Genomic DNA, 19,774 nt, shown 5'->3' with positions numbered 1-19,774 from the left:
CATACGCCCCTCCCCGGGCGGGCGCTTCGTCTTCGATCCAATGCCCCTACCCGCAGTATTCGCTGACCCGTCGTATCCCCCGCTTCAGATTCAGTGTCACCGAATGCCCCCCCGCCCCCACCTCGACGGTATCCGGCGGGAACGGGGCGTCGACGTATCGATTATCATACCTCGGATAGTCAAAAAGGGATACCCTCTTTCCCTTCACTTGGAAGGCCCCCCGCCATCCGAACCGGATGCTCCCCTCCGTGGGGGATTCGAAGACGACCGACAATCCCCGAAAGCGAAGGGGGGCGGATGCCACCTTAGAAATAAATTCATCGAACGTGTCGTCCACGGCCCGCCTGCCCATCTGGCATATCCAGATGTTCTTTCGGCCGTCGGCGATGACCTCACAGCCTTTATCCTCCCCCTCATCTTGCCATCGGTAGCCGTTTCTCGAATAAAGGGCGATGTACCCGTCGCCTTTCCGGCCGAATATCCATCCACCCTCCTCCCGGACCTCGTCGAACTCTTTTCTCGGGAACCAGGCGTGGGTGAAGAAGAGCTTGTTGGTCATATACAGCCCCGGCATCTTCGAGGCCCTGTAGCAGGCGACAAGCACACTCTTTTCCTGGGCGACCCGGGGCAGCGTCCCGGAGCCCACCCAGTATCCCCCGCTGGTGTTCTCCTCGTGGCCCGGATGGGTGGTAAAACAGACCGCCTTCGGCGAGAGCGTGGCCTGCCAGATATGCTGCTGGTCACCGCCGTAGCCTTTGCGGTAATCCTGGGCGCAGGCAAGCTGGTAGTCCGGGGTGCGATAGGTATAGAGGTTCACCTCCTCCCGGGTGTTGCGGCAGGCGTCTTTTTTCACCAGCCACGCGAGGGCGGGCATCAACCCCAGGGAGCGAAGAGCCCGGATGAGTCCCCGAAAGGGCTTGAACGGTGAAAAAAACTGGTTGTCCCACCAGCGGTAGGCGTCGAACATCCTCATGACCAGGTTCACGGTCAGCGGATGCAGGTACGCCTCCAGGGAGAGGAAGTGTATGCCGCTGTCGAAGTCGTCATAGGAGAGGCCCCACCGTTTCGCCTGATCCAGGCGGATGCCCATGCGCTGTCGGTTCTCGACCTCATCCCGGCCCGTATCCAGGACGATCTGTTGGATCGCCCGGGGCAGCCGATACGAATCGGAGAGGGCAAGGCACACCGCCCCCATGTTGTCCGCCCCGGCGTATCTCCCCATGCCGAACATCAGCTTCTGGATATCGGTGGTGGATTCAACCGTCCCGTCCCTCTTTTCCTCGGCATAGCTCCTCCCGTGGCTCGAGCCGAAGGTGCCGTGAAACGAGTTGAGGGCCATGTCCAGAAAAAGGAGATCGAGGACGATTTCCGCCCCCCGTACCAGTTGGGGGTCTTTCGCGAAGTCGACGAGGTTGATGAGCGCCGTCACGTTCTCGTCGTAGTAGATGTGGGAGAGCCACTCGGAAAACCCGGTCTGAAACCTCAGCTCCAGCCATTTCTCGATACGCTTTCTGGCAACGGTCATCTTCTCGTGTCCGGTCATGCCGGAATTGGTGAAAACCCTCTCCGGGTAGAGCTGCCCCGCCAGGTATTCGTTGACGGCGAACATGATGACGTGGTTCTCCGTCCAGTAGCACATGGAGTCTATCCCCGGCTCGTCGGGCATGTACTTGAAATCGAGGATCGTCTTTCTTGCGTGATCCAGGAGGTCCTGCGAGACGAGCTCATTTTCCGCCAGTTGATACAGAAGCCTGATGATGCCCAGCATGACGAAGTCGGAGCAGTCGAACCGCTGATCGATGTAGGTGAGGGCGGCGTCGATGAGGGACTCATACACCGGCCCCTTCCCCTCACTGATGCGGATCAGCTCGTAGTAGTAGCCCTTGATGTGGTCGCAGGCCGGATTGTTCAGGCAGTGGGTCACAAAGGCCTTTTTTCGATCCTCGAAAGACTCCGCAAAGGGCAAAAAACTGTACTCGTCGGGAGAGGGAGAGGGGTATCCGGCGGGCGGAGGGTCCACGTTTTTAAAGGTGAAATCGGCCACACCGGTGGTATCCGCAAATTCGTGGACGAAGGCCTGTTCCGCTCCCGTATTCTTTTCATTCTCACTCATCGTCTACGTCCTTTGAAAAAGACGCTTGATCTCGGCCTCTTCCTGCGAAAGCTCGTCGGTCATCACATCCGCATCCCGGCGCCGCTCCAGGAACGCCTTGAGCCGCTGGTGCAACGCTGGCGTCATGACGTAGCGGACAGCGTTATAAATACAGAGCGCAAGAAAGACGACGGGGATCACCATGAAGATGACGCGAAGCACCAGGATGAAATTGTTCGTCTGGTCCTGCTGGACGCCGCCGATCGGCGCCAGGTACCCCGCCCAGTCGATCAGGGTGGAGACGAGGAAGATCCCCAGGGCGGAGCTGAGCTTCCTCATGAACATGAACATCCCCGAATAGATTCCCTCCCGCCGCTCGCCGGAGTACAGCTCGTCCACGTCCGGGACGTCCGCGAATATCGAATAAATCATGATGACGATCCCGCCGGTTCCCACCCCCACCAGTCCGCCGAACAGGTAGACGAAATAGACCGGCGAATCCGGCCCGATGAGAAAACTGAACCCCATCGAAGCGATCCAGAATACCGCCGCAGTGGTAAAGGACGTCTTCTTGCTGGTTTTCTTGCTGAGGAGGTAATAGAGCGGTATCACCGCAAGCTGCACCACCAAAAGCGTTCCCAGGACGTAGTTGGTGGCGTCGCCCTGATTCAGATAGTAGGTCATGAAATAGATAACGATGGACATTACCACGTCCATCGCCACGAAGGCGAAGAGATACATCAACAGCACGTTGACGAAGGTCGGCGTCTTAAACGGCTCCAGGAAGTTCTTCTTGAAATCGATCCGCTCCGGCTTGGTCTGGAACTCCATCCGCTCGCGGGTGGTGAAAAAGACCGCGATGAACGGCAGGGCGAACAGGAGCCCGAACGCCACCGCCATGACGATGAATCCCTGGCGGATGTCCGGATCGAAGGCCTTGACGATCTCCCAGGGGATTACGGCGCACAAGAGAGACGAGAAGCCGGAAAACGCGATGCGAAAGGTGGTCAGGGCCGTTCGCTCGTCATAGTCCGGGGTCAATTCCGGCACCAGTGCATTGTAGGGGATCATCACCATGGTGATGACGGTGGAGAAGAATACGTAGGCCACAAGGATGAAGATGAACCGGTGCATCTCCCGGCCGAAGTCCACCGGAAACCACATGGCGACAAACGAGAGGAAGATCAGGACCACGCCGGCCAGGAAATAGGGCCGCCGCCGCCCCCAGCGGGTGCGGGTCCGGTCGGAGATCACCCCCATCAGCGGATCGGTGACCGCGTCCCACGCCTTGCTGATCAGAAAGACGATTCCCGCAAGCTTCGGCGTCAGCAGCACCACGTCGGTGAGGAAATAGAGATAATAAAATCCGATGATCATCATGGCACCGCCGCCGAAGATATCTCCGACGCCGAAGCCCAGCTTCGTGGAAAGCTTCAGCTTCCCGCTTCCGTTCTCATTCATACGAGACCCCGCATTTTAAAATACTGGTTTTTTATATATACGATATGCGCGCCCTTGAAAACGGCCTCCCACATCCCGTGGCTTATTTATATATATTTCACATATCTGTCGTCCACAGGCTCCCTCTTCCCGCTCTCCGCCGATCGATACAGCGCCTTTACCGCCGCCAGCACCGAGAGGGCCGAGGCCGCGGGAGTCAGGTATTGTTCCCCGCCCGTGATCCAGCGACGGAATCCCTCGATGCTGCGAAACAGCGCGTGCACCCCCCGGATCGGGGGACGCCTCTTTGTCACCTTCGTCCCGTAAAACCGCACCTTCGGAAAATCCGGTCCCTCATACGTCACGGTGCCGCCGGACCCGTAGATTTCCATGAGGATTTTCCGCTCCGGAACGGCGACCATGGAGCTGGTGACGGAAAGCACCGCACCCCCCTCCATCTCGATCAGCCCCGTCCCGAAATCCTCCACCTCCACGTCGGTAAAGACCTTTCGACCCGTCATCCCCATCGCGGTGACGGGTCGTCCCCCCAGGGCGCTGAGGGCGATATCGATCACGTGGCTCGCCTGGGTCAAAAGCGTCCCGCCGCCGGAGTGGGCCATGCTCTTGTGCCAGGGGGAGCCGTCGAAATACGTGCGTTTTCGGTTCCAGGGCACGTTTACTCGTCCGTACCGACCCTCCCCCAGCGCCCCCTCACGACACGCCTCCACCAGGGCGTAACACGCGGAGTCGTAGCGGTACTGATAGTTGATCCCCACCGGGATCTTACTCTTTTGGGACAGCTCGCAGATGGCCACGGCGTCGTCCATGTCGGCGGCGACGGGCTTTTCACACAACACCGGCAGCCCCCGGGCAATCGCCTTCTCGATCATCGGTCGGTGGAGGTTGTGGGGGACGGCCAGGTAGACCGCGTCGAGATCGTCCCGGCCGAGGAGCGTATCAAAGTCGTCATACGCATTCGGGATGCGAAACCGCCGGGCGAAGGCACGGGACCTCTCACCGTCTATATCCATGCAGGCGACCGCCTTCATCTTCCTGTTCAAAAGGCACCCCAGGGCGGTGAAGCGGGCGATATCCCCGCAGCCGATAATCGCCATTCTGCACCTTTTCATGACACCCTCCCCCTCTCCCGCCCGAGGGTCCAGAGAAGCCCCTCGACGATGATCCGGCGGACCGCCTCTTCGCGATAGATCCCCGCCCGGTGGCCCAGGGAGAGATAACAGATTCGACCCTTCCCATATTCCTTCGTCCAGACCACCGGCTCCGGACCGTTCGGCGCCTCCGCAGCGTAGTGGACGGTGACATCATTATCATACCGATGAATATAGAGCTCGTCGGTGACCGTGAAGGGATCGGTCACGGAAAAGAAGGGCGCCGCCTTGTCTGTCCGCCTCACCGTAAAGGGCTCGATCTTCCCGTGGGTGACGAACCGCCCCCCCAGGATGTCGAAATATCGGGGGACCTCCTTGAACGACGCCGAGGCGGAATGTATCGCCAGAAGCCCCCCACCACCCGTGACGAATCGATCGAGGGCGTCAAGGGTTTCGTCATCGATGGTCTTTCGCTGAAAATAGAGGATCACGCCGTCGTATCCCCCCCCGTCCAGGGCCGCAAGATCCGCAACGTCGCCCGTCCAGGCCGCCTGTATGTCCGGTATGCCCTCAATGATGCGGCGCAATCTCCCCCGCGCCGCACAATTCGGGTGAATCAGCCCCGCCGATACCGCCAATACCCGCTCGGTCATGTCGATCTCCCCTTCACGGTTCATGAAAATATATCATACTTCCGATATGCAGACCACACCGTTTCAAACCAGCGATCTTCCTCGGGGATCGGCCGCACACGGACGAGCTCCGCCCGAAATCGACCGTCCTCCCCGAGAACGCACTCCACCGCCCGATCGTCAAGGTGCGTGTCCGGCACAACACCCCTCTCCCGCCCCTCGATGACGCCGTCAAGAACGGCGTCCCCGCGGCCCAGCAGAAACGACCCCCGGGGCCCCTTGAGCTCCTCCAGGAGACACGCCATGGATGACAGCGCCGCCGCTTCCGTCCGGAGGAGGTCCAGGGTCACAAGATGCGCCGTCAGTTGATTTCGGTCGGCGAGGGATCCCCCCATGTTTCGCGCGAGCATCTCTCTGTTTTCCGTCATCGCACGGGCGACTCCCTCTCTGTCCCTGATGATCCCCATGTGTCGGGACATGCGCCCCTGAAGCGTTTGCAGCTCGGCCGCCGGATCGACGGCCGGGCCGTCCCCAAGAAAGCCGCGGCACAGATCAAGCGTCTCGGCGAGAAACCGCCGGTCGGCCCCGTCGAGGGAGAGCGACCCGGAGTCGCCCCCCGCCGAGCGAATCCGATGGGCGATCATCTGCGCAGCCCGGAGCGATCCCACCTGCCCCGCGTTCAGGGCGCTGCCGCCGGGGCGGTTGACGCCGTGTGTGCCGCTCGCCTCCCCAACCGGGAAAAAGTTCCGTATGTTCGACTCCCACCAGGATGATCCCGCCAGTCCCCCGTTGACGTGCTGGTGGCAGACGGCCACGGGGAGCCGCTCCCGGGCGAGGTCTACGTCGTTATCCAGAAACAATCGGTATGCCGGCTCGTTCATGGCCCGCAGGCGATCGACGGGACGTCCGCCCGTCGCCCCGGAGGCGAAGAGGTAATCCCGGACCTCGGGCGGGGCCGTGTCGGAGTCGAAGGCGCCGCCCGCGGCCGTCCGCGGGTTTTCGGTAAAATCCAGATACACCCGCCGCTTTCGGATATGCGTCTCCCGGAAGACGGCGAGATCGATCAGCGACGACCCGCCGTCCTTCACCCGGCGTACGTCGAAGGGCCACTGGTATCCCTTCAGGAACTGGGCGGCAAAAAGCTCATCGGCTGCGGGGAACACGTCGGCCAAAAACTCCCTCGGATCGGTCCCGTCCGGCTCCGTAGAGAGATATCGGGGCAGCACCTGCTGGTAGCTGCCCGAGAGGTTCCACCGGAACCCGACCGACGCGATGCCGAACTGGGATTCTGTGAGGTTTCTCGCCCGGGCCCCCGCCAGAAGCGGCGCCCCCAGCCCGCCGATCTGTACCTTTGGATAGACGCTGTCTCGATAGAGCCCCGCGGGCCCACCCACGCCGAAAATCACGTAATCGGCCCGGATCGCCACCAGGCCCATCGCCGGGTCGTTCTCGTCTCCGTCCTCCCGGATCCCCGCCACGCCCCGGATTCGCCGCCCGTCCGAATCTTCCGCGACGATCAAGCCGATCACCCGAACATTATCTACGATCGGGACGGAAAGCCGCCGGACCTCATCATACAGGTGCTGGAACATCTCGATGGACGTCCGCGGTCCCGCCGAGATCCCCCGCCCCACAGAATCGTGGTCGGTCCGGTATCCGGGGTAGACCCCGTATCGATCGTGGGGAAAGGGGACCCCCAGCTCCACCAGGTGGAAGAACTCCCGCTGGGACAGGGCCGCCTCCACCAGGGCGATGTCGCCGTGCATGGCGCCGCCGGAAAAGAGATCCCGGGCGAATGAGAGCACGCCGTCCCCGCCCTCCGCCGCGGGATTCGTCCGGCAGTATGTCTGTTTGTCCGAGCCGGCGTTGGCGGACGTGCCGCCCCCCAGTCTTTCCGTAACGACGACCACATCATCCACCCCCATCCGCTTCAGATGCACCGCGCCGTTGAGCGACGCCGCCCCGGAGCCGACCACACAGACCCGGCACGCGATCACCGGCACATCGATACCGTCTACGATGATGGATCCCCTCTCCATACCCTCAGAGCCTCCTGATGTGAAACCCGCCGTCCACGTTGATCACGGTGCCGGTGCTGTAGGGATGATACCCCAGGACGACCCCCAATACCGCCCTCGCCACATCATCCGGCTCCCCCCACCTTTTTATGGGGAGGAGTCCCCCTTCGATCATCCGATCATATTTCCCGGCGACTCCCTCCGTCATGTCGGTCCTGATGATGCCCGGCCGCACTTCGAACACCCGCACGTTCATCGCCGCGAGCCTTTCCGCGAAGAGGAGGGTCATCATCGAGAGGCCCGCCTTGGAGATACAGTAGTCGGCCCGGTTGACCGACGCCGTATAGGCGGAAATGGACGATATATTGACGATGTATCCCGGCTCATCCCCTCCCCCCAAAAGCTGCGCCAGGGCCGAGGACAAGAGGAAGGGGGCGATGAGATTGATCCTCAACAGCCACAACATGTCGTCCTCGGTAAGCTCGAGCATGTCCTTTCTCCCCCTCGTTGTGACCCCGGCGTTGTTCACCAGGACCGAGAGCATTCCGTACTCCTCCTTGATCACCCGGACCAGCTCATCCCTGGTCGCCTCGTCGGCCAGGTCTCCCCGGACGTAGCGGGCACCACTCCGTCCCGCCCGTTCGTTCAGGGATTCAAGTAATCCCGCCACCTCCCCCCCGGGCCGGCGTCCGGAGATGATCACGGAAAAGCCCTCCCCGGCAAGCCCCAGAGCGATCGCACTCCCGATGCCCGCGCTTCCCCCGGTCACCAGGGCCGTTTTCATCTGTTTTTCTCCCTCAGTCATGCCGATTCCCCCCCATGGTGGTCTCCCCGGTAAGCAGGCTCCCCTCCACCTCCAGGCGGAGTCTTCTCGTCTCTCGATGCTGGATGTTGTCCCGCAGCCACCGGGCGGCGAAAAAGCCCATCTCGAAGGTGGAGAGGCTGATGGTGGTGATGGTCGGGGTGAAGACGCGCCTCTGGGGCGAGTCGTCGAACCCGGTGACCTTCATGTCCCCGGGGACCGACACTCCGGCATTGCTAAGGGCGGCGACAAACCGGATGGCGAAGTTGTCGTTGAAGCACATCACCCCGTCACACCCTCGCTTTACAAAGAAGGCCGCCGTATCCGCGCCGACATCCCCGATGCCCGCAACCTCACAGACGACCTCATCGTCACTGTATACTCCCGCCTCCCGAGTGCCGGTTTCGTATCCCCGGCGTCGGTCACCGTTCACCGGGATGGACGTGCATCCGAGATACCCGACCCGGCCGCATCCCCTCTCTTCCAGGTGTTTTCTGAGCCTGAGCGCGCCCTTGTAGTGATTGCACGACACATAGTTCTCGTCATCCATGATCCGGTTGAGAAAAATATACGGGATCCGTTTCTCCACCAGGAGGCTCCTCGTCCGCTCGCCGGGGCGCCCGAATGCAAAGATCACCCCGTCTGTCGCAGAGAGGTCCGGGGCGCTTTCCGTCTCCAGCTCCGAGAAGGAGACGGTCTCGATGCTCTTCCGATTATTCCCAAAGGCGCCGCCGATGGCCTGGAGGAGCTCGCCCATGTCGAAAAAAGGGTTGTCCGCCGTCGCGGTGCTGTCGGGCACGACCACACAAAGCTGTGCCCGGCTCCTGGCGAGGGAGCGCTTCCGTTTCACGGGAGTAAACCCGTATTCCCCGACCACGTCCATCACCCGGCGGGTCGTCTCCCGAGAGATATTCGGCTCGCTGTTGAGCACCCGGGAGACGGTGCTGGCCGACACCCCGCAGAGCGCAGCGATGTCCTGGAGGGTTTTGACCCCACCAACGGGAAGGGTTTCGGTGTGATTTTCTTTTGTCATGGATGTGGTGGATTCAATGGGTTTTACGGAACGATATATTATATATTATGTGTATTATGTGCCGTTATCCGTTCTCTTTGTCATACTGGATGCATCTGACTCTCTCCTGGTTTCCCAAAAGCCTTGAGCACCCGCCGCACAGGATGCAGCGGTGGATATTTGAGCTTCCCTTGAGGATCTTCCCCGCAAAGCCGGGGTCCGCCAGGTTCTGCCGCCCGAATCCGGCGAAGTGGACGTACCCCCTTTCTATGTTTTCAGAAGCCCAATAGACGGCCGTCTCCTTCCCCGCCGAGTAGGCAGAGCCGATGACCGCGAGGCCGGGGAAGCGATCGACCACTTTCTTCGCGTACCTGAAGTGGTGATAGAAATTGAAGAGGCACTTGTTCTCCGGCCTCGTGAGCTGGGGATGAATCGCCGGGATCCCGGCGGAGACGTTGATGAAATCCGCCCCGGCGTCCACGATGTATTTCAGCACCAACAGGATGTCCGACAGATCCTCGATGATCTCATCAGGCCCGGCCGTGCCGCATCCCCCCCGAACCCCCTCGAAGAGCGAGATCCGGCTCCCGACCAGAAAATCCGGATAGCGCCCCTTCACCTCCCGGACGGTCTCGGATATCATCCGGGCGCGGTTCTCGGCGCTCCCGCCGTAGGAATCATTGCGGGTATTCCCGGGCCGAAGGAGCTCCCCCCCCAGGTAGCCGTGACAGGACTTCAAATCCACCCCGTCTGCCCCGGCCTCCCGGGCGAGGGCGCACGCCGAAACGAACGACCGGGCGACATCGTCCAGCTCTCCCTCAGTCAGCACCGGCAGGTCGGAGTCGTCCCCGCCGTACGCCCTGACCGGCCGGGAAAATTTTCCGCTCATGCGTCCCGAGTGGGTCAGCTGAAAGAGGATGAGGGATCGATCGTTTCTCTCCTTGAAGCGCTCCACAAGCCGTTTGTATCCGTCCAGGCGGTCTTCCGAGATCACCAGGCCGTGCTTCCTCGCCATATGGTCCGGGGTGATGGATATCGCCTCCACAAACACGATGCCCCACCCCCCCCGAGCCAGTTCTTCGTAGCGATGGATGATCTCTGGGGTAACGCGCCCGTCTTCGGTGGCGCTGTTTATTTCCATGGCCTGGGCCACAAGCCGATTGGGGGCTCTTTTTTCGGAAAAGTCGTACGGCCGGGCGAGCGTATCGAGCATGATGTGTGTTCCTCTTCACTGTTGCAATGTCATCTTTTTGTATCTCATTCATGCAATAAATGCAAGAACTTTTTCCATCACGCCCCCTTTTACCGGTATCATCGCCCTTGCAGACATCACCCCGGTATGATATATGAAACAAACGACTGAATTCTTTCCTTTTTTATCCACACAACAATGGAGCGGTCATGAAAATCTGTATCGATGTTGACGCCTTCGGCAAGGGCGGTCCCTATTCCCACGCTGTCAAGGCGAATGGATTCGTCTTCGTTTCGGGAAACGTCGCCGTTGATCCCGAATCCGGCGAACAGGTTCGGGGGGACATTCCCCGGGCCACACGGATCATCCTGAAAAATATCGACACCATCCTGAAGGCGGCGGGTTCGGACCTTTCGAAAGCGGTCAAGACCACCGTGTTTTTGACCGACATGGCGAATTTCCCCGTCATGAACGAGGCCTACAAGGAATTCTTCACAGAAAATCCCCCTGCCCGAAGCTGCGTGGCCGTCAAACAGCTTCCGATGGATTTCGACATCGAGATAGAAGTAATCGCCCTGGCGGACTAATCCGCGAGCGATTTCTACCAGGGGGATGTGTGACCCCGTCCACGTGGGCGGGTCCCGCCCGGGAATCCGGGCGACGATGGTCGTCCTCAACCCGCCTCTCGAAGCCGCTGGAGACAACGAGGCCGGGGGGGAGTGATATCACTCCCCCCCGGCCTTTAACGAAGCGGATTAAGACATATCTGATTTTTTAAGATACGCTCTCTATACCAGGGGGATGTGTATTACACCGGCAGCCTCTTTTCCCTGAGTTTTCTTTGAATCTCGGCCACGGCCTTCTTGTCGTATTTATAAAACAACATCACCACGGCCCCCGCCAGGTACACCAACCCCGCCAGGCCGCCGAACATCAGGCGGATCACGTTGTCCACACCGGGGGCCTGAATCTCCTGCTGCTGCACGAATCCCGCCAGGGCCAGAAGCTGCAGCACCAGCCAGATCGAGGTGTTGTTGGAGGCCTTGCGGAAGAACTCCCACACGCCGAAGAAGGTCCCCTCCCGGCGCTCGCCGGTATGGTACTCGTCGAGATCGATCACATCGGCCACCATCGATCCGGGAACGGCCATCAGTCCGGCGTAGCCGATGCCGGCGACGGCGAACACCGCGTACAGAAAATAGAACTGTCCGGGCTGTATGAGCAGCGATAAGAATCCCCCGGCGGCGGCGACCAGAAACGCCAGAATATACGTCGGCTTCTTTTCGAGCTTCTTCGATATCTTCACCCATATCGGCACCGATATCATGCTGAAGACCAGGTAGATGGGCACAGCGGCGATCACCTTGTCCTCCTCAACCCCGAGCCAGTGGATGGCATAATAGATCAGGAGCGTGTTCGGAATGGAACAGCCGGCGCTGTAGAGGAGATTCGCCACGGCGAGAAGGAGGTAATTTTTATTGGAACAAATGGCTTTGATGCCCTCCTTCAGGGAGACCTTCTCATCCCGCCAGAATTCCGGATTTTCCTTCGTACCGAAGAACGTCATGAACACCGACGCCGTCATGATGCCGCCCAGGATGAGGCCCACAAGAGAATAATATGATCGATCCGTGGAAACAAATTCCATGAGCACCAGAGGAATGGCGACGCCCAGAAGCAGGCCGATGATCCAGAAGCTTCGGTTGTATCCCTGTACCCGGGTTCGATCGTCGTAGTCCGGGGTCAGCTCCGCGCTCATGGAGAAATGCGGGATGAAGACGACATCCATGCAGGTATAGAACACCAGGTAGGCGATGAGAAAGCTCGCTGCCTCCATGCCGGAGATGGGGGAAAAGAGCCACCAGAACGACAGCCCCAGCGGCACGGCGCCCACGAGGAAATATATCCTGCGCCTGCCGAACCGGGTGCGGGTGCGATCCGAAATGGCCCCCATAAACGGATCGGTGAAGATATCATAGATACCCGCAGCCAGGGCGATCCACCCCACCAGGGCCGGTCCCAAGCCGATCACCTCGGTATAGAATGGTATGAGAAAAATCGCAATGGGAAAATCGGTCATGCCGCCGCCTAGATCCGCACAGGCATACTTGATCAGCAGCCAGCGGGACAGGATGCCGCCCTTCTTTTCTTCAGTCATTGCCGTCCTCACCTATACTATTATAATATTTATTTGACTATTATTTATCTGATTTTAACGCTATCCGATGATATTTGCAATCAAATGCGCGTACACGGTGGTACCCGTAATGATATCCTCGATATAATTATACTCGTCCGGAATGTCCGAGATGCTCCCGTCTCCGAAGTGGAGATACCAGGGGCCGAAGATGACCGTCGGGATGCCCAGGTCGTTCGTAAACCAGTGTGCGTCGGTGAATCCGCCGCCTCCGCCCAACAGCGGCTCCATGTCCACCACCTTCGCCATCGCCCTTTTGCACTCGTCGATGATCGGCAGATCGGGCGACACCTCCGAGGCCTCCACCACCATCTCGGCTTTCACCGTAACCTGCGCCCCGGTGCCCAGAAGCGCCCGATCGGCGATGGTGCGCACCTGCTCGATCACCTCTTCCGTGCGTTCTCCCGGGATCGTCCGCCTGTCGATGGTGAAGGAGCATCGATCGGCGATGACATTTGTCTTTATCCCGCCGGCGATGGTCCCGAAGTTGAAGCACGGTTCGGGGAGAATGGGATGACGTATCTCTTTCAGAATGGGCGGCAGCTCTCGGTCCAGGGCGGCAATCACCCCGGCGGCACAGGAAATGGCGTTTACGCCGGAGTTCGGTTTCGTGGCCTGACCCGATTTTCCGATTACCTCCACCGATACCCAGACCGTACCCCGATGAGCGATGCCGATGTGGCCGCCGCTGGGTTCACAGATAACCCCCATATCCGCATCGATCTTCGCCCGGCGGATTAGATAGCCGCTTCCCTTGTGTCCGCCGGAGCTTTCGTCGGCAACGAATGTCAGGTAGAGATCTCCCCGTCGCTTCAGTCTTGATGCGACAACCGCCTCGGCGGCGCAGACCATCGCGGCGACGCCGGACTTCATGTCTCCGGTGCCCCGACCGTATATCTTCCCGTCCTCTATTTCTCCCGCGAGGGGGTCCTTCGTCCATCCCTCACCGATGGGGCCGATATCGATGTGACCGTTCATCAAAAGCGACCTGCCGCCCCCCTCCCCCCGGAGCACCGCCAAAAGGCTTGTTCGCTTCGGTTCCGGCTCAAAAAATTCAACCTCGAATCCCAGGGGCATCAGGCGACCCGCGATCACCCGGGCCACCGGCTCCTCGTTTCCCGGGGGATTTTCCGTGTTGATGACGAGAATCGATCGGAGAAAGTCGATGACAGTATCGGGATCGATCGCAAATTTCCCGGCGCCGCTCGCAGCGGCGCCCTTCCCAGCTTTCGGCGTTTTGTCTTTCATATCAAGGCTATATCCAGAATGTCTTTGAGTTCCGGTTTAACGGGGGTAATCCGTGCGCCGATCCGACCGGCGGCGTCCATGTCTTTCAACCCGGAGCCGGTGATCAGGCAGCATGCATTCTTATACTTATCTCTGCCTTCCCCGACGGCCATCCGCATGAATCCCGCCAGGGAGGCGGCGCCGGAGGGTTCCGCGAATATCCCCTCCCTCGACGCCAAGAGGGACACGGCGTCCATGATCTCCGAATCGGTCACGGCGACGGCGGAGCCTTTGGACTCCCGCACCGCCGGCAGCGCCCGGTGGGCGTCGAAGAGGATATCGTCGGCGATTCCGCCGGCGACGGTCTTCGGATTCTTCCAGGGTTCAGCCATGATGCGATCGGCGTCCAGCCCGTCGGTGATCGCCCGCACCAGGGGTGCGCACCCCTCGGCCTGAACACCCACCAGCCTGGGGGATTTCTCGATCAGGCCCAGTGCAATGAGATCGCAGAATCCCCGATAGAGCCCCCCCAAGAGCCCCCCTCCCCCCACCGGAACGAAGATCACCTCGGGAAGCCGCCCGCCCGTCTGGTCGAACAGCTCGTAGGCGATGGTCTTCGACCCCTCCACCGCGAAGGGATTGATGCTCCCGGCGGTGGAGAGGTGCATCCACCCCCGCTCTTTGCAGGCATCGTCCACAAGCCCCATGACCACGGACGACGACTCGGTATCCACCCGGATGACCCGGGCGCCCGTGACCCCCGACTGGGTGAGCTTTTCCACGGGCGCCGTGGAGGGGACGAAGACCAGGCACCGAAGTCCGTATCTCGCCGCCAGTGCCGACGCCGCCGCCGCCACGTTCCCGGAGGAAATCACCGCCACCGTATCCGCGCCGACCTCCCTCGCCTTCTGAATCCCCACGGCGACCTGGCGATCCTTAAACGAGCCTGTGGGATTCGGTATCTCCACCTTGAAGACAAGGGGGGAGACGCGGCACTCCCCCGCGATCCGCCGGGACTCGATCAGCGGCGTTCCCCCCTCAAAAAGCCCCTCTCCGGGGGCGGGGGCCGAAACCGGGAGCAGGGGGACGTATTTCCACATGTCGGAAACAGTCCCGTCGAAAAGCTCCCGCAGCTCCTTCTCCCTCCCCGAAAAGTCCGGCTCGATGAGCAGCACGCCGTTGCATTCGGCGCAGCGGGAGAGAAACTTCTCCCCCCCGAAAACGCCGCCGCAGCCTGTGCATCGATAGGTGTATGTCATGGTGCGTATCTCCCCGTTGCGGTCAATCCGTTATTCGACGTCGAGGCCGCCGATGAGCTCCTTGATGTTCTCAAGGATGCCCAGGCCCCGCACGTGGAATGCCTCCGCCGCCTCGAGGCCCGCACTCATTCCGGCCTCGGCGGCCATGCCCTGCACGCCGCCGCCGACGATCTGTGCGAAATCCCCCTCGAAAAGCGGATGGCTCTTCCCCAATACCTCGAGGCGGCGTATCCCCTCGTCCCGCATCAGCTCGATCTGGCTCTCATAGGCCAGCGCCGCCTCGACCTTCCTTGCGAGGGTGCTTGAGATATCGTAGTAGCTGTTGGGCCGGTCGGTCTTGTAGAGGATCACCTTCGCGACCATCGCCGTTTTCAGTCCCTGGTCGAGATGCTCCGGGTGAAACAGGTGCATGTGGGAAAACGAGCAGGCCTCCAGGGTCGCCATGCCCACGGCCCGGTGGTCCGGGTTCTCGTCCTGATTCCACGGATCCAGGGTGAAGACCGCGCCGGGCTGCACCTCCCGGACGTGTCGGACGATGATCTCCCGAAGCTCGTGGGTGTTCTCCAGAAAATGATTCATGAGCCCTGTGAACGTCACATCTTTCACCCCCAGGGATGTGCACGCCCTTGCGTGCTCGGCTCGCATGATGTCTGCGAGTTTTTGGGTCGTATCGTACGTCGGATTCAGGGTACCCTGCTGACCATCGGTGATTGTCAGGACGAATATCTCGTGGCCCTTCTCGATGAGCCGGGCCACGGTTCCGCCGCAGAAAAAGACCATGTCGTCGGGGTGGGCCTCTACAACCAGGTATCTCATTGGTCTATTCCCCCTTTCGTCTCATCTCGTCGAGCTGTTTTCTGATGTCGTCGTGCTCCGCCCGGGTTATGGGGAACTTCAGCATCACCGCAACACCGATGAGAAACACGATCGCCGGACCGACGGAGAACATCAGCCTGATGCCCTCCCGCACCGACGGGAGCTGATCCTCCGCCCCCTCGATGTATCCCAGGAGCGCAAGCCCCATCATCGGCGCCCACTTGCCCAGGTTCGAGGCCAGCTTGCGGATGAAGTCCCAGGTGCCGAAGTAGAGCCCCTCCCGCCGCTCGCCGGTCTTCAGCTCGTCCACGTCCACCACGTCGGCCAGGATGGAGCTGGGGATCGTCATCATGCCGCCGTAGCCGACGCCCATGAATCCCATCAGGCAGTAGAAGAGGACGGCGGCCCCGCCCTCGGGCACGGTCAGGAACAACAGCGCGCCCATGGTTGAGACGAACAGGGCCGCGCCGAACGCCAGCTTCTTATTGGTCTTCTGAGTAAATTTTACCCACAGCGGCACGCTGACGATGGCGAGAACCAGATAGAAGGGAATGGAGAGCAGCATGTCCGATTCTGAAATGTGCAGCCAGTGAACCGCGTAGTAGAACAGGAGGGTCACCGGGATCGCCTGGGCGGTGTGGTACAGGAGGTAGGCCACCTGGACGATCACATAGGGTTTGTTTTTGAACAGTATTTTTAGACCCTGGAGGTAGGACACCCGCCTGGTCTCACGCCAGCACTCCGGATTCTCCTTCGTGCCGAAGAAGGTAACCAGGACGCTGAATATGATGAAGATCCCCATGATCAGGCCCATCATGGCGTAGGGCTTGTGGGGATCATCGGTATAGACCTCCATCAGCGCCACCGGGATGAACACCCCGAACAGCAGCCCCAAAATCCAGAACCCCCGGTTGTACCCCATGATGCTGGTGCGCTCGTCGTAGTTGGGGGAGAGCTCCGCCCCCAGGGCAAAGTGAGGGATGAGCACCATCGTCAGTGACAGGCGGAAGATCAAAAACGCCGCCAAAAACGACGCCGCGAAGTTAGACATGAACGGGTTGAACAGCCACCAGAAGCTGAACCCGAGAGGCACGGCGCCGATGAGGAAATAGACCCTGCGCCGCCCCATGCGCGTGCGGGTTGCGTCCGACAGGGTACCCATGACCGGGTCGGTGACGGCGTCCCAGACGCCCGCAGCCAGGGCGACCCACCCGGCGATGGCCGTGGGCACGCCCAGCACCTCGGTATAAAAGGGGAGCAGGAGAATATCCAGGGGCAGGTCGGTCATGCCGCCGCCCAGGCCGGCGAACGCGTACTTTATCTTCGTCCATGCGGAAAGCCGCTCGGACGAGGCGATGGATGTGTGAGCGCTCATGAGTCGATCCCTCCTCTGTGCAGGTAAGGCGGAATACGGTTTTCTATCACGTCATATATTTTATAAATGATGCGTACTCACTCACCGCTCCCTGCTCGACCCGGCCCTGCCGCCCCGCCGGCTTTTTGCCGGGGACGGGCTAACAGGCGGCAACGCCGAGGACAAATCCGGCCTCGGTTAACACGCCCGGCGGCGAGAACGGGCATTCGTGAAAGGGGCCCTGCGTGCGGGACCGTTGTCACGCATACCGAGGGAATCCCGCAGGGAAAACCCAACGCTTCGCCCAGCCACTTGACTCATCCGGCCGGGCGTCCGAAGGGGCCCGCCCCGAAACGGTGCTACACGCCCCCCACCTCGAAGTAGAAGCGTGACGATTCAATGATATGCTCCTCCATCACCTTTCGTGCCGCATCGCCGTCCCTTGCCGCCACCGCGTCCCGCACCGTCCGGTGGGATTCCAGCTCCCAATGTATGAAGTCCGTGTGCTCCTCTATGCGGGCGCCCCGGGCGGCCATCAGGGTGGCGAGGGTCTCCATGAAGCGGATAAAGACGGTATTGTGCGACGCCCGGGCGATCAACAGGTGAAACGAGGCGGAGAGGCTGTAGACCGGCTCCCCCGAGGCAAGCGCCCGCTCGCAGTGGGAGAGAATGTCGTCGACGGCCGAGAGCTCCTCTTCCGTGTGCCGCTGGGCCGCTAGTGCGGCGATGGTCGGCTCGACCGCCAGGCGGGCCTCCACCAGCTCGCCGGTTGCCTCGGGGGTCAGCAGTGGCGCAAAGACGTTGCTTCGGATGATCACATCGGTGGTGATCTCCCGGACGAAGGTCCCCTGGCCTGGGCGGATGTCGATGAGGCCCATGATCGCTAACGCCTGGAAGGCCTCCCGGATGGAGGACCGCCCCACGCCCAGGGTCTCCATCAGCTCCCGTTCCGACGGAAGCCGCTGCCCCGGGCGGTATTCACCGCTGGCGATAAGATCGACAACCTGGTCGACGATCGATTTTGATATATTGGTTCTGCTGATCGGTTCCATGGTGCTCCACGCTAATGGTCATATGGTCTGATGTTTCTTCTTCTCTTACCGGACTTTCTTCTCCGTGTCAAGGGATATTTTATAACGCTTGTTTTTTCCGAGCGCCCAGCGGAGGGCTTCGATTCCGCTCTCTTTTCTTCGAGAAAACCGTCCAGGTATAAGTCATATAAATAATCAAGCATTTGTGTATAAAATGCTTGACAAATGAATTGCTTAATTTTACAAAACAGAGAGAAATATCTTGATTAACAGTATTGCATGAGCATTGCATTTTTCCCCTCCCCATAGTGAGAAATTCTCGGGGGAGTACATGATCGAAGGGACGTGTCGCTCAGGGGGTGGATTATTTAAGCCGAAATAGCATTCAACATCCTTAAATAGTGGATGGATTGATATGTGTGATTACAGAATGGAATACTGGGATAACGAAAATGATCACAGCGTTATACGTAGATGCCCACATCAGTTTGACGAACAAACAAACTCCGAAGGGGAAACACTTTGTTTCTTTCATTTTGACGATAAAAATAAAGACTGTGAAAGATTCACCAGACTTTTTTTAGAATTATTCTTTTCAGACGGTGACAATGAGTTTTGCGGCTTCATTTTTCCTGAAAATTTCAAGTTTGAAGAACTTGATGAATCAGTCCGATCTATTCATTCTAGAACTTTCTTTGTAAAATCAAAATTTTATTGCGAGGCAAAATTTCAGAAATATAAATTCAATGAATATGTTTCTTTTGAAGGAGCTCAGTTTATCAGAAGAGTTGATTTCGAAAACGTATTTTTCAATGGAGACGCTTATTTTGGAGATACACATTTTTCGGAAGATGTTGACTTTTTCAAAGCCAGTTTTTTAAAAACAGCTCATTTTGCTCATACACGTTTTAAAGGCAATGCACGCTTCTCTGAGGTTTCTTTCCACGGAAAAACATATTTCAACAAAGGAACTCTGTTTGAAAAATGTGTACGTTTTTACGGTATTAAAGTACTTTCTGGTGGCAGCATCGCATTTATAGAGAAAAACTTTTCCAACGATTCAAAGGTTATTTTTATAAATGTAAGTTATGAAAATAGAGACAGCATTACTTTTGATGGAGTTAATCTTGGGAAAACTCGTTTTCTCAGAACTGATTTAAGATGGATCAATTTTCATGAAGTCTACTGGACCAACAGGGAATACGGCTCCATCAGGCATAAGAAGCCGTGCATGGTGTATGATGACACGTTTCAGTGTGGTGTATTCCAAAATACATTGAGATGGATTATAGATAAATTAATGAGCAGAAGGAGCAAGATAAAAAACTGGATTGCCCGCGGTTTAGAGAAACTCAAAAATAATAAGGAAAATTATCATTACGAAGTTTACAGGCTGTATACACAGCTTCGCATGAATTACGAGGAAACCGGAAGATATTTTGAAGCTGGGGACTTTTACATCGGCGAAATGGAAATGAGAAGGAAGGGAAACTTTGAGAGTCCTGCTATGTGTGACAAGATTAACTTGACTTGACAGTTGAAAAGAAAGGTGGTCAGATACCTCCTGGCAAACAACTCAAAAAGTTGAAGGAG

The 19,774-nt window shown here is 58.9% G+C and carries 16 protein-coding genes; 2 read left to right on the top strand and 14 right to left on the bottom strand.

Translation table 11 applies throughout. From position 1 onward, the window contains the following. Positions 1 to 46 precede the first annotated feature (46 nt). From JW885_16360 to JW885_16325, 8 genes are all read right to left on the bottom strand, one after another. Positions 47 to 2,113, bottom strand: a complete 2,067-nt coding sequence (locus JW885_16360) for a hypothetical protein (GenBank protein ID MBN1883737.1) — start codon at positions 2,111 to 2,113, stop codon at positions 47 to 49. Between the two features lie 3 nt (positions 2,114 to 2,116). After that, complete coding sequence (locus JW885_16355; GenBank protein MBN1883736.1) at positions 2,117 to 3,553, bottom strand: MFS transporter; 1,437 nt, start codon at positions 3,551 to 3,553, stop codon at positions 2,117 to 2,119. Positions 3,554 to 3,639: 86 nt separating this feature from the next. Further along, positions 3,640 to 4,662 carry a Gfo/Idh/MocA family oxidoreductase gene (locus JW885_16350; GenBank protein MBN1883735.1) on the bottom strand — a complete coding sequence of 341 codons (1,023 nt, stop codon included), beginning with the start codon at positions 4,660 to 4,662 and terminating at the stop codon, positions 3,640 to 3,642. Next, on the bottom strand, positions 4,659 to 5,318 hold the full coding sequence (locus tag JW885_16345; GenBank protein MBN1883734.1) for a ThuA domain-containing protein: 660 nt from the start codon (positions 5,316 to 5,318) through the stop codon (positions 4,659 to 4,661). The genes JW885_16350 and JW885_16345 overlap by 4 nt, the downstream gene beginning before the upstream one ends. Further along, entirely contained in the window at positions 5,315 to 7,312 is a 1,998-nt protein-coding gene (locus JW885_16340; protein MBN1883733.1) for an FAD-binding protein, read from the bottom strand. The genes JW885_16345 and JW885_16340 overlap by 4 nt, the downstream gene beginning before the upstream one ends. A 4-nt stretch (positions 7,313 to 7,316) precedes the next feature. Next, positions 7,317 to 8,075: a 3-ketoacyl-ACP reductase gene (locus JW885_16335; protein ID MBN1883732.1), complete on the bottom strand. Its 759-nt coding sequence runs from the start codon at positions 8,073 to 8,075 to the stop codon at positions 7,317 to 7,319. 13 nt (positions 8,076 to 8,088) lie between these two features. After that, on the bottom strand, positions 8,089 to 9,126 hold the full coding sequence (locus tag JW885_16330) for a LacI family DNA-binding transcriptional regulator (GenBank protein MBN1883731.1): 1,038 nt from the start codon (positions 9,124 to 9,126) through the stop codon (positions 8,089 to 8,091). 64 nt (positions 9,127 to 9,190) lie between these two features. Further along, on the bottom strand, positions 9,191 to 10,318 hold the full coding sequence (locus tag JW885_16325) for a hypothetical protein (GenBank protein ID MBN1883730.1): 1,128 nt from the start codon (positions 10,316 to 10,318) through the stop codon (positions 9,191 to 9,193). Between the two features lie 188 nt (positions 10,319 to 10,506). Here JW885_16325 and JW885_16320 point away from each other — a divergent pair, with 188 nt between their 5' ends. Then, entirely contained in the window at positions 10,507 to 10,884 is a 378-nt protein-coding gene (locus JW885_16320; protein ID MBN1883729.1) for a hypothetical protein, read from the top strand. A 221-nt stretch (positions 10,885 to 11,105) separates the two neighbouring features. Here JW885_16320 and JW885_16315 read toward each other — a convergent pair whose 3' ends face one another. The 6 genes from JW885_16315 to JW885_16290 form a co-directional block, all read right to left on the bottom strand. Next, positions 11,106 to 12,455, bottom strand: a complete 1,350-nt coding sequence (locus JW885_16315) for an MFS transporter (GenBank protein ID MBN1883728.1) — start codon at positions 12,453 to 12,455, stop codon at positions 11,106 to 11,108. Positions 12,456 to 12,515: 60 nt separating this feature from the next. After that, positions 12,516 to 13,742, bottom strand: a complete 1,227-nt coding sequence (locus JW885_16310) for a M20 family metallopeptidase (GenBank protein ID MBN1883727.1) — start codon at positions 13,740 to 13,742, stop codon at positions 12,516 to 12,518. Beyond that, entirely contained in the window at positions 13,739 to 14,980 is a 1,242-nt protein-coding gene (gene thrC, locus JW885_16305) for a threonine synthase (protein MBN1883726.1), read from the bottom strand. Before thrC ends, JW885_16310 begins: the two co-directional genes overlap by 4 nt. Before the next feature lie 30 nt (positions 14,981 to 15,010). Continuing rightward, positions 15,011 to 15,796 (bottom strand): PIG-L family deacetylase, encoded by a 786-nt coding sequence (locus tag JW885_16300; GenBank protein MBN1883725.1) that lies wholly within the window; start codon positions 15,794 to 15,796, stop codon positions 15,011 to 15,013. 4 nt (positions 15,797 to 15,800) lie between these two features. Then, positions 15,801 to 17,171: an MFS transporter gene (locus JW885_16295; GenBank protein MBN1883724.1), complete on the bottom strand. Its 1,371-nt coding sequence runs from the start codon at positions 17,169 to 17,171 to the stop codon at positions 15,801 to 15,803. 338 nt (positions 17,172 to 17,509) lie between these two features. After that, on the bottom strand, positions 17,510 to 18,202 hold the full coding sequence (locus JW885_16290) for a FadR family transcriptional regulator (protein ID MBN1883723.1): 693 nt from the start codon (positions 18,200 to 18,202) through the stop codon (positions 17,510 to 17,512). 409 nt (positions 18,203 to 18,611) lie between these two features. Between JW885_16290 and JW885_16285 the strand changes: the two genes are divergently transcribed. Further along, positions 18,612 to 19,715 carry a pentapeptide repeat-containing protein gene (locus JW885_16285; protein MBN1883722.1) on the top strand — a complete coding sequence of 368 codons (1,104 nt, stop codon included), beginning with the start codon at positions 18,612 to 18,614 and terminating at the stop codon, positions 19,713 to 19,715. The last annotated feature ends 59 nt before the right edge of the window (positions 19,716 to 19,774 follow it).

This window comes from Candidatus Zymogenaceae bacterium, assembly GCA_016931225.1.
Lineage (GTDB): Bacteria > Desulfobacterota > Zymogenia > Zymogenales > Zymogenaceae > JAFGFE01.
The sequence above is the reverse complement of the archived record's forward strand: the minus strand, read 5'-3'. Positions and strand labels throughout refer to the sequence as shown.